9 protein-coding genes and 1 pseudogene are annotated in these 10,648 nt (G+C 73.1%); 6 read left to right on the top strand and 4 right to left on the bottom strand.

Annotated elements, in window-relative coordinates; translation table 11 throughout:
- Positions 1–28: 28 nt before the first annotated feature.
- Positions 29–2,170 carry a helix-hairpin-helix domain-containing protein gene (locus tag BHU15_RS30370; RefSeq protein WP_438284994.1) on the bottom strand — a complete coding sequence of 714 codons (2,142 nt, stop codon included), beginning with the start codon at positions 2,168–2,170 and terminating at the stop codon, positions 29–31.
- Positions 2,155–3,138, bottom strand: a complete 984-nt coding sequence (locus BHU15_RS30375) for an aldo/keto reductase (protein WP_069630093.1) — start codon at positions 3,136–3,138, stop codon at positions 2,155–2,157. The genes BHU15_RS30370 and BHU15_RS30375 overlap by 16 nt, the downstream gene beginning before the upstream one ends.
- Before the next feature lie 149 nt (positions 3,139–3,287).
- Here BHU15_RS30375 and BHU15_RS30380 point away from each other — a divergent pair, with 149 nt between their 5' ends.
- Together BHU15_RS30380 and BHU15_RS30385 are read left to right on the top strand one after the other, a co-directional pair.
- Positions 3,288–4,340 (top strand): LLM class F420-dependent oxidoreductase, encoded by a 1,053-nt coding sequence (locus BHU15_RS30380; protein WP_069630094.1) that lies wholly within the window; start codon positions 3,288–3,290, stop codon positions 4,338–4,340.
- 305 nt (positions 4,341–4,645) lie between these two features.
- The gene (locus BHU15_RS30385; RefSeq protein ID WP_069630095.1) at positions 4,646–5,431 is read left to right on the top strand and encodes a hypothetical protein; all 786 of its coding nucleotides are present in this window, start codon (positions 4,646–4,648) and stop codon (positions 5,429–5,431) included.
- Positions 5,432–5,460: 29 nt separating this feature from the next.
- Here the strand turns inward: BHU15_RS30385 and BHU15_RS30390 are convergent, their stop codons facing one another.
- Positions 5,461–6,480, bottom strand: a complete 1,020-nt coding sequence (locus BHU15_RS30390; RefSeq protein WP_069630096.1) for a magnesium and cobalt transport protein CorA — start codon at positions 6,478–6,480, stop codon at positions 5,461–5,463.
- A gap of 109 nt (positions 6,481–6,589) precedes the next feature.
- Between BHU15_RS30390 and BHU15_RS30395 the strand changes: the two genes are divergently transcribed.
- From BHU15_RS30395 to mshC, 4 genes are all read left to right on the top strand, one after another.
- Positions 6,590–7,294 carry a histidine phosphatase family protein gene (locus tag BHU15_RS30395; protein WP_069630097.1) on the top strand — a complete coding sequence of 235 codons (705 nt, stop codon included), beginning with the start codon at positions 6,590–6,592 and terminating at the stop codon, positions 7,292–7,294.
- Positions 7,295–7,397: 103 nt separating this feature from the next.
- Positions 7,398–7,988, top strand: coding sequence for a DUF3090 domain-containing protein (locus BHU15_RS30400; protein WP_023542782.1), 591 nt, complete (start codon positions 7,398–7,400; stop codon positions 7,986–7,988).
- On the top strand, positions 7,952–8,785 hold the full coding sequence (locus tag BHU15_RS30405; protein ID WP_079128474.1) for an SCO1664 family protein: 834 nt from the start codon (positions 7,952–7,954) through the stop codon (positions 8,783–8,785). The genes BHU15_RS30400 and BHU15_RS30405 overlap by 37 nt, the downstream gene beginning before the upstream one ends.
- Positions 8,786–8,921: 136 nt before the next feature.
- On the top strand, positions 8,922–10,151 hold the full coding sequence (mshC, locus tag BHU15_RS30410; RefSeq protein WP_069630099.1) for a cysteine--1-D-myo-inosityl 2-amino-2-deoxy-alpha-D-glucopyranoside ligase: 1,230 nt from the start codon (positions 8,922–8,924) through the stop codon (positions 10,149–10,151).
- A 157-nt stretch (positions 10,152–10,308) separates the two neighbouring features.
- Here mshC and BHU15_RS38725 read toward each other — a convergent pair.
- Positions 10,309–10,648: pseudogene (locus tag BHU15_RS38725) on the bottom strand (PAC2 family protein); the annotation flags it as partial.

A 10,648-nucleotide genomic window follows, 5' to 3' on the forward strand; every position in this document is an offset into this window, starting at 1 on the left:
TTTGCGGACACGCCCTAGCCCGTTCGGGTCACACCGCGGGTGTGAGCAGGCCCTCCAGGAGGGAGCGGAGCCGGGTCGTCCGGTCGGTCGCGGGGACTCCCGTCACCGCCTGGGCGAGTGCCTGGTCCACGCCGTGGACCACGGAGAGATGACGCTCGCCCCGGCTGAAGGCCGTGTACACCCAGGGGCGGTTCAGCCCCTGCGCCGCGTCGCCGGGCAGCACCACGACCGCGGCCGGCCAGCGCATCCCCGCCGCCTGATGCGCGGTGAGCGCCCAGCCGTGCCGTACGACCGAGTCGACCAGCTCCCTGGGCACCACCACCGGCACCCCGTCGCAGTCCAGCCGCAGGCCCTCCGCGTCCGCCGACACCACCGCGGCCAGCACCGCCCGGCCCGGCGCGGGCACATAGGCGACCCGGTCGTCCGGGTCGAAACCGCCGAACCGGCCGGGCCCGGGGTTCAGCCGCTCCTTGAGCGCCGCGTTCAGCGCGCGCGTGCCCACCGCGCCGCCGTGCCCCACCGTGATCACCTGCGTCTGTCCGGACGGCACACCGATCGCGCGCGGCACCGAGTCGGCGACGAGCTGGACCGTACGGTGCACGGCCTCGCCCGCGTCCCGTACGGGCACGATCACGACCTCCTTGTCCGGCGCGTCGACCTGGTTCAGCTCACCGATGCCGATGCCGGAGACCAGCTCGCCGAGCGGACCGGGGTCCGGCGTCCGTGAGGCGATCTGCGGGCACACCCGGGCCGCCAGCAGGTCCGCGAAGACCCGGCCCGCGCCCGCCGACCACAGCACCCCGGGGTCGCCGCTGAGGACCAGCCGCGCGGCGTCGGGCAGCGACTCCACCAGCACCGTCGCCGTCTCCACGTCGAGCTGGGGCGCGTCCAGGACGACCAGGAGGTCGAGATCCAGCGCGCCGTCCGCGTCCCGCCCCGGCCCCTCCGCGCCGGACAGCAGCCCCGCGACGGTCACGGCGCCCGCGCCCACCCGTCGTCGGCCGTTCTCGCTGTGCGCCGCCACGACCGGCCGCAGGCCCAGCGTGCGCGCGGCCTCCGCCAGGGCCACCGGCTCGGCGCGCGCGGCCTCACCGCCGGTGTGGAGCACCAGACCGTGTCCGGCGACCGCGCGGATCAGCTCGCCCGCCGAGGGCGACGGCGCCTGCGCGGCGGCCTCGTCCCAGGACGCCTCCTGGGCGGTCTTCACCAGCCGGGCCAGACCGTCGGCCAGGCTCTCCTCGGCGAGCGCGTACCGGTCCAGACCGAGCAGGACCGGCACGGCCGGACCGTCCGCGGCGCCCTCCTCGTCCTCCGTACCCCCCTCGGCGTCCGCGGCGCCGTCCTGGAACATCAGCACCGCGCCCTCCGCGACGGCGTGCCGCAGCGCCTCGTCGGGATCGGGCACCGACCGCTCCGCCAGCGCGGCCCGCGCCTGCGGGTACGCGAGCGCGGTGTTGCCCCGTACGGCGGCGCGCTCCAGCAGCCAGCCCACGAGAGCCGCCGCCCGCCGCTCGTCACCGGGACCGCACCCGTCGCCGAGCAGCGCGCGGGCGAAACCGTCGGCCTGCTCGGGCTGCACCCCGGGGACGGACAGCAGCAGCCACGGATCCTCCCGCAGGGCGTCACCGGCCTGCTCCCCGAGCGCGGCCGTGACCTGTGCGGCCAGCGTCCGCGGCGCGCCGCCCTCGGCGAGCACGTCCCCGACGGCCGCCAGGGCCTCCGGAGCGGTCGTGGCGGCCACGGCGGCGCCCCGCGCGGGCTCGGGAGCCCGGGGGCGGTCCTGGGCCGGTACGGGGGCGGCCACCGGCGCCGGCGGGGCCGCCTGGCCGCTCTCCATGGCCCGTACGGCGGCGAGCAGATCCGCCGCCTGCCCGCTCAGCTTGGCGCCCGCCGGGATGGGGCCCTCCTTCTCGGCCTTGCGCCGCGCGATCCGGGCCCGCAGCTCACGCTGCGCCGCGATCTCCTCCTCGGCCTCGGACGGCCCCGGCGCCGCGTCCTCGGCGGACTTCGCCTCGCCCAGGGCCCCGGCCCCGGCTCCGGCCTCGCCTTCGCCCTCGGCCACCACCGCCACCGCCTCCTCCGCGACCACGCCGTCGTGGTCGTCGGCGGAAGCCTCGGCGGGGGAACCGGGGGTCGTCCCCCGGGAAGGCTCAGTCACAGCGTGCTCCAGTCCTGATCGGGATAGCGGTGCACGGGCGCCGACACATCGTCGAGCGCCTGGCAGATCTCGTCCGGAAGCCTAAGGCTCTCCACTGACAACGCGGCCGTGAGCTGCTGCGCGTTGCGCGCGCCGACGATCGGGGCGACCACACCCGGCCGGTCCCTGACCCACGCCAGCGCCACCTCCAGCGCCGTCGTCGCCAGCCCCTCCGCCGCCGTCATCACCGCGTCGACGATGCGGCTCGCCGGCTCGTCGAGATACGGCTCCACGAACGGCGCCAACTGCTCCGACGCGCCACGGGAGTCGGCGGGCGTCGAGTACCGGTACTTGCCCGTCAGCACCCCCCGGCCCAGCGGCGACGAGGGCAGCAGCCCGACGCCCAGATCGACGGCGGCCGGCAACACCTCGCGCTCCACGCCCCGTTGCAGCAGCGAGTACTCCATCTGCGTGCTGGCCAGCCGGGTCCGTACCCCGGGCGACGCCAGCTGCCAGGTCGCCGCCTTGGCGAGCTGCCAGCCCGAGAAGTTCGACACCCCCGCGTACCGGGCCCGGCCACTGCTGACGGCTATGTCGAGCGCCTGGAGCGTCTCCTCCAACGGTGTCCCCGTGTCGAACGCGTGGACCTGCCAGAGATCGACGTGGTCCGTGCCCAGCCGCTCCAGCGAGGCGTCCAGCGCGGAGAGCAGATGCCCCCGCGAGCCGTTGAAGCGCCGGTACGGATCCGGCACACTGCCCGCCTTGGTGGCGATCACCAGATCCCGGCGCGGCACGAGTCTTTCCACGAGCTGCCCGAGCAGATACTCCGCCTCCCCGCCGCCGTACACGTCGGCGGTGTCGACAAGGGTGCCGCCCGCCTCCCAGAAAGCCTTCAACTGGTCGGCGGCGTCGTGCTCGTCGGTGTCCCGCCCCCAGGTCAGCGTGCCGAGCCCGATCCGGGACACTCGCAGGCCGGTACGGCCGAGATGCCTCTGCTCCATGACCGCTGAGATTACTGGCCGGAGCCCCACCCGCAGTGAGCCTGTGGACAACCGGCCCCCGGCAGAAGCCCGATGCCGCCCCTGACGGATGCCGGACCACGCGCTAGAGTCCCGGCACAGGGACGTTACTGATCGGTAAGGGAGTAGTTATGCGGCTCGGCATCAATCTCGGCTACTGGGGCGCCGGCATGGACAGCGACAACCTCGCCGTCGCCCAGGAGGCCGACCGGCTCGGCTACGACGTCTGCTGGGCCGCCGAGGCGTACGGCTCCGACGTCCCCACCGTGCTGAGCTGGGTCGCCGCCCAGACCACGAGCATCGACATCGGCTCGGCGATCCTCCAGATCCCGGCCCGCCAGCCCGCCATGACCGCGATGACGGCCGCCACGCTCGACTCGCTGTCCGGCGGCCGGTTCCGCCTCGGACTCGGCGTCTCGGGACCGCAGGTCTCGGAGGGCTGGTACGGCGTCAAGTTCGACAAGCCGCTGTCCCGCACCCGCGAGTACGTCGAGATCGTCCGCCGCGCCATGTCCCGCGAACGCCTCTCCTACGAAGGCGAGCACTGGACCCTCCCGCTGCCCGGCGGCCCGGGAAAGCCGCTCAAGCTCACCGTCCACCCCGAGCGCGAGCACATTCCCCTCTACATCGCCGCGATCGGCCCCAAGAACCTCGAACAGACCGGCGAGATCGCCGACGGCGCCCTGCTGATCTTCCCGTCGGCCGGACACCTTGAGGAGACCGCGCTGAGGCACCTGCGCGCGGGCCGCGAGAAGGCCGGACTGACCATGACCGGATTCGACGTCTGCCCGACCCTGCCGATCGCGCTCGGCGAGGACGTCGACGCGCTGGCGGACATGTTCCGCCCGTACACCGCCCTGTACGTGGGCGGCATGGGCAGCCGTAAGCAGAACTTCTACAACCAGCTGGCCGGGCGCATGGGGTACGAGCGCGAGGCGGCGGAGATCCAGGACAAGTACCTCGCCGGCGACAAGGACGGCGCCGCGGCGGCCGTCCCGCACCAGCTGATCGACTCGACCACCCTGCTCGGCCCGGTGGAGCGGATCGCCGACCGGATGAAGGAGTACGACGCCGCCGGCGTCACGACCCTGACGCTGTCCCCGGCGGGCTTCACCCTCGACGACCGCCTCGCGGCCCTGCGCGCGGGCACCGAGGCCCTGGAACTGGCCGGCCTCGTTACCTGAGGCACCCGGAAGCGCCTGAGGCGCCCGGAGGCGCCTGTGGGCCCGGTGCCGGGAAGACACCTGACCGGCCCGGAGAAGTCCGCGGCCGTGGTGGGGGCTCGGGGGGTCTTCCCCGCCACGGCCGTCATGAAGGACAACGCCCCGGGCGCCGACCGGTTACGCGCCCCCGCGTCCGTACGGACGTGCGCCGTCCCGTCCTCCCATCGGCCGAGTGGGGACGCTGTGCTGTTGCCGCTTCCCGGATGTCACATTTGACTCACCTGTGTGGGTGTCCGAGGCGGACACCGGCATGGAGGTGGCATCCGATGCTCTCGGCCCGAGGCCTGTTCGAGGAAATCCTCGACAACGACGAATCCTTCCGGCTCTTCTGCTCCATCGCGGCCAGCGGCGAGGCCCAGGGTGGCTGGGAGAACGGCCGTATCGCCGCCTTGGTGCCCGAGGGGATGCGCGATCTCGCACCCAAGATCACCCGGCACGGCGCCGACGAGGACAAGCACGGCCGGATCTTCCAGGCCCTCCTGAAGAGGCGCGGCCTGGAACCGGTCGACGTCCCGCCCGCCACCGACTACACGATGCTGCTCGAACAGCGCGGCATCGGCCTCACGCACGACAAGCTGCGCAGGAACGACCCGCTGACCGAGGAGGACATCGTCGTCTACCTCTCGCACAGCCGGGTGACCGAACAGCGCGCGGCCGACCAGATGGACATGCTGATGAGGTTCTTCGGCGACCACCCGCTCGTCGGCAACGCCGTCCGGATCATCAGCGCCGACGAGGACAACCATCTGGCGTACTGCCACGAGGAGTTGCTGCGCCTCGCGGGACGCGGCCACGGCCGCACCATCCACCGGGTGCTCCGGGAGAGCGCGCAGGCCGAGATCCAGGTCTACCGCGAGGTGAGCATCGCCGTGATGGGCGAGATGGGCCGAGTCCTCAACTGGTCCCGGCCCAAGGCGGCCCTGCTGCGCGCCGGGATCCACGGTCTGTACGCGATGGAGCGGGCGGGCGGCTGGCGGCGCATGGTCAGTCTCACCATGCCGGAGCGCCGTGACGCGCTGGGCGGCCCGGCGACCCCCGCCCCCGCCTTCTGAGCCCGGGTCCCGGACAAGGGGCCCAGGCGTCAGAGCCAGCCGTTGCGTTTGAAGGTCCGGTGCAGGAAGATCACCGCGCCCACCATCAGGACGAGCGCGGCCGGATAGCCCCACACCTGGCTCAGCTCCGGCATGTGCCGGAAGTTCATCCCCCACACCCCCGCGAGCAGCGTCGGCACCGCGGCCATCGCCGCCCAGGCCGAGATCTTGCGCATGTCGTCGTTCTGCCGCACGCCCATCTGCGCGAGATGGGCGGAGAGAATGTCCGAGAGCAGCCGGTCGAGCCCCTCCACCTGCTCGTTGACGCGCGTCAGATGGTCGTCCACGTCCCGGAAGAACGGCTGCGACCGTTCCTGGACGAACGGCACCCCCGAGCGCGTGAGCCGCGAGATCGGCGCCGCCAGTGGCCCGGCCGCCCGGCGGAACTCCAGCACCTGCCGCTTGAAGGTGTAGATCCGCTCCGCCGCCGGCTGGTCGCCCGCCTCGCGGTTCCTCCCCGAGCCGCCCTCGGTGGGTGAGAAGACCTGTGTCTCCAGCTCCTCCAGGTCGACCTGGAGCTCGCCGCAGACATCGAGGTAGTGGTCGACGACCGCGTCGCTCACGGCGTAGAGCACGGCGGTGGGACCGTGCTTGAGCAGCGTGTGCGGATCCGCCTCCAGCCGCGTGCGCACGGCGTGCAGGGGCGCGCCGTCGCCGTGCCGGACCGTCACCACGAACGAGTCGCCGATGAAGATCATCAGCTCCCCGCTGGTGACGGTGTCCTTGTCGGAGTCGTACACCACCGGCTTCAGCACCATGAACAGGGAGTCGTCGTAGACCTCCAGCTTGGGCCGCTGATGAGCCTTGAGCGAGTCCTCCACGGCCAGCGGATGCATCCGGAACTCACTGCTGACGAGGGCGAACTCCTCCTCCGTCGGCTCGTGCAGCCCGACCCAGAGAAAGGCGTTGTCCGACGCCCGCGCCTCGGCGAGGGCGTCGGAGAGATCGGCGGGCCCGTCGGTACGGCGCCCGTCGCGGTAGATGGCACGGTCGACGATCACCCCGTGCATTCTTCCCGGGCGAAGCGCTCGCACGCACGTCTGCCGCACCCGCTCCCCGCCCACCGGCCGTCCGCCCACCGCCGTCCGGGTGGCCGCCGCACCCTTTAGGCTGGCCGCCATGGCCACCCTGATCCTCGTACGGCACGGGCGCTCCACCGCCAACACCTCGGGCGTCCTCGCCGGCCGGACCCCCGGCGTCGCGCTGGACGAACAGGGCCTCGCGCAGGCCGCCGCCCTGCCCGGACGCCTCGCGGACCTGCCGCTCGCCGCCGTCGTCAGCAGCCCCCTCCAGCGCTGTCTGGAGACGATCCGGCCGCTCACCGACGCCCGCCCCGGCATCGAGACGCACCACGAGGACCGCATCAACGAGTGCGACTACGGCGAGTGGTCCGGGCGCAAGCTCGCCGAACTCTCCGACGAACCCCTGATGTCGGTCGTGCAGCAGCACCCCTCGGCCGCGACGTTCCCCGGCGGTGAGTCGATGCGCGCCATGCAGGCACGCGCCGTGGACGCCGTACGGGACTGGAACACCCGCGTCGAGGCGGAGCACGGCGAGGACGCCGTCTTCCTGATGTGCTCGCACGGCGACATCATCAAGTCCCTGGTCGCCGACGCCCTCGGCATGCACCTCGACCTCTTCCAGCGGATCCACGCCGACCCCTGCTCGATCACCGCCATCAGGTACACCCGGCTGCGCCCGTTCGTGGTGCGCCTCGGGGACACCGGTGACCTCGGTTCCCTGACACCGCGTGAGAACGGCGCGGGCGGAAAGAAGGACACCAGCGGTGAAGCCGTCGTGGGCGGTGGCAGCGGCGCGGCGTGATCGCCGCGCGCAGTAGGGTGGACGGGCCGTCCGTGCCACCCCGGAGGTTCGCCCGCCGGGCACCGCGGCCCGCCCATTCCGTCAATTCTCAAGGGAGCAGGACGTGTCCCGTCAGGTGTTCCTCTACGACCCGCCGGACCGCTTCGTGGCCGGTACGGTCGGGCTGCCTGGCCGCCGTACGTTCTTCCTCCAGGCATCCGCCTCGGGCCGCGTCACCAGCGTGTCCCTGGAGAAGACCCAGGTCGCCGCGCTCGCCGAGCGGATCGATGAACTGCTCGACGAGGTCGTGCGCCGTACCGGCGGCAACGCGCCGGTGCCCGCCATGGCACCCACCGATGTCACCGACGCCGCACCGCTCGACGCACCCGTCGAGGAGGAGTTCCGGGTCGGCACCATGGCCCTGGCCTGGGACGGCGACGAACAGCGCATGATCGTCGAGGCCCAGGCACTCGTCGAACTCGACGCGGACACCGACGAGGACCTCGCCGACGCCGAGGAACGGCTCCTCCAGGACGAGGAGAACGGTCCGCCGATGCTCCGCGTCCGGCTCTCCGGCGCCCAGGCCAGGGCCTTCGCCAAACGGGCCCTGGACGTGGTCAACGCGGGCCGGCCGCCGTGCCCGCTGTGCAGTCTGCCGCTCGACCCGGAGGGACACGTGTGCCCGCGCCAGAACGGATACCGCCGCGACGCATGAGCGTGACCGCGCTGGAGCTGATCACCAAGGGCGAACTGACCGTACGGGGCCGGATCCGCGAGGCGTCCAACGCGGTCCTCCACTGCGCCGTCTCGTACGAGGGCGAGGAGGCGCTGTGCGTCTACAAGCCCGTCGCCGGGGAACAGCCGCTCTGGGACTTCCCCGACGGCACGCTCGCCCAGCGCGAGGTGGCCGCCTACGAGATCTCCGAGGCGACCGGCTGGGGCCTGGTGCCGCCGACCGTGCTGCGTGACGGACCGTACGGCGAAGGCATGTGCCAGCTGTGGATCGAGGCCGACGACAGCGACACGGCGCCCCAACTCCTCGCCCTGGTCGAGGAGGAGGAGCCCGCCGACGGCTGGAAGGCGATCGGCTTCGCCGAGGTCGGCGAGGGCCGCACCGCGCTGCTGGTGCACGCCGACGACCCACGGCTGCGACGGCTGGCGGTCCTCGACGCGGTCATCAACAACGGCGACCGCAAGGGCGGCCATCTGCTGCCCGAGGCGGGCGGGCGGCTGTACGCGATCGACCACGGCGTCACCTTCAACGTGGACGACAAACTGCGCACCCTGCTGTGGGGCTGGGCGGGGGAGCCGCTGTCCGCCGAGGCCGTCACCGTTCTGGACCGGCTCGCCGGCGAACTCGCCGAAGGCAGCCCGCTCGCCACCCGGTTGGCCGAACTGATCACACCGGCCGAGACCGACGCCGTACGCACCCGGGTCCAGGAACTGCGCCGCACCGGACTCCACCCGAAGCCGTCCGGGCAGTGGCCCGCGATCCCCTGGCCGCCCGTCTGAGGCGTACGGGGCGGCCACGGCGGCGGGCCGGGCGCCGCCGCCATGCATCGACCGGTGGATCACGCAAGAGCGCCGAACCGGACAACAGTGCCGGTCCGGTTCGTATCCGGAAGCAACGTCCGGTTACGCTCATGACATGCATGCCTGGCCCGCTTCCGACGTCCCCGCCCTGCCCGGCAAGGGCCGCGACCTCCGGATTCACGACACCGCGACCGGTGGCCCCGTCACCGTCGACCCCGGACCCGTCGCCCGTATCTACGTCTGCGGCATCACGCCGTACGACGCGACACACATCGGGCACGCGGCGACCTACAACGCGTTCGACCTCGTGCAGCGCGTATGGCTCGACACCAAGCGGCAGATCCAGTACGTCCAGAACGTCACCGACATCGACGACCCCCTCCTGGAGCGGGCGGCGCGCGACGGGGAGGACTGGACCGGGCTCGCCGAGCGCGAGACCGCCCTGTTCCGTGAGGACATGACGGCGCTGCGGATGCTGCCGCCGCAGCACTACATCGGCGCGGTCGAGGCGATACCGGGCATCGTGCCGCTCGTGGAGCGGCTGTGCGAGAGCGGCGCCGCGTACGTCCTGGACGGCGACGTCTACTTCTCCGTCGAGGCCGACCCGCACTTCGGCGAGGTCTCCGGTCTTGACGCGGAGGCGATGCGGCTGCTCTCCGCCGAGCGCGGCGGCGACCCCGAGCGCCCCGGCAAGAAGAACCCGCTCGACCCGATGCTCTGGATGGCCGCCCGCGAGGGCGAGCCGGACTGGGACGGCGGCAGCCTCGGCCGTGGCAGGCCCGGCTGGCACATCGAGTGTGTGGCCATCGCCCTCGACCATCTCGGCATGGGCTTCGACGTACAGGGCGGCGGCAGCGATCTCGCCTTCCCGCACCACGAGATGGGCGCCTCGCACGCGCAGGCGCTGACCGGTGAGTACCCGTTCGCCAAGGCGTACGTGCACGCCGGGATGGTCGCCCTCGACGGCGCGAAGATGTCCAAGTCCAAGGGCAATCTGGTCTTCGTCTCGACCCTGCGCCGCGCGGGCGTGGACCCGGCCGCGATCCGCCTCTCGCTGCTCGCGCACCACTACCGGGCCGACTGGGAGTGGACGGACCAGGTGCTCGACGAGGCGGTGGCGCGCCTGGCGCGCTGGCGTGCCGCCGTGTCCCGCCCCGACGGCCCCGCCGCGCAGGACCTGGTGGAGGAGGTCCGCGAGGCACTGTCGAACGACCTGGACGCCCCGGCCGCACTGGCCGCCGTCGACCGCTGGGCCGCTCTTCAGGAGTCCACGGGCGGTACGGACGAAGGGGCGCCCGGGGTGGTGTCCCGGACGGTCGACGCGCTGCTCGGTGTCGCGCTGTAGAGCGGTGACGGGATCGGTTCACCGGGTCCGCCCGGCGGCCGGTCCCCACACGACTCGCCTGTCGGTACGCGATCGCCGGCCGGACCGCGGACGCGGTCCGGCCGGCGATCGGTCCGTTCACGGGCGACGAGCGGCCCGGCCACCCACCGCACTTCGTTCAGTCGTCCGAGGAATCCCCGTCGTCCGCCGGGCCTGAGTCCGGCCCCGGCTTCCCGTCCGGCCCGGCACCCGGCTCCGGGCCCTTGTCCGGTCCTGACTCCGGCCCCGGCCCCGCCGACGACTCCGGCCCCGGCGGACCCGGTCGCGGCGCCCGCGGCGGCTTCCCGCGCCCCGGGCCCGAACCCGGACCCGGCCCCGACGTGTCGCGCAGATACGGTCCCGGACCCTCGCCCGTCCCGCTCCCGGTCTCCGTCGCGTGCCCGCCTGGCGCCTGCCCGGGGCCGCCGTCACGCCGGCGCAGATACCGCTCGAACTCCCGCGCGATCGCCTCGCCGGAC

Origin of the sequence: Streptomyces niveus (assembly GCF_001723055.1) — a bacterium.
Classification (GTDB): Bacteria; Actinomycetota; Actinomycetes; order Streptomycetales; family Streptomycetaceae; genus Streptomyces; species Streptomyces niveus.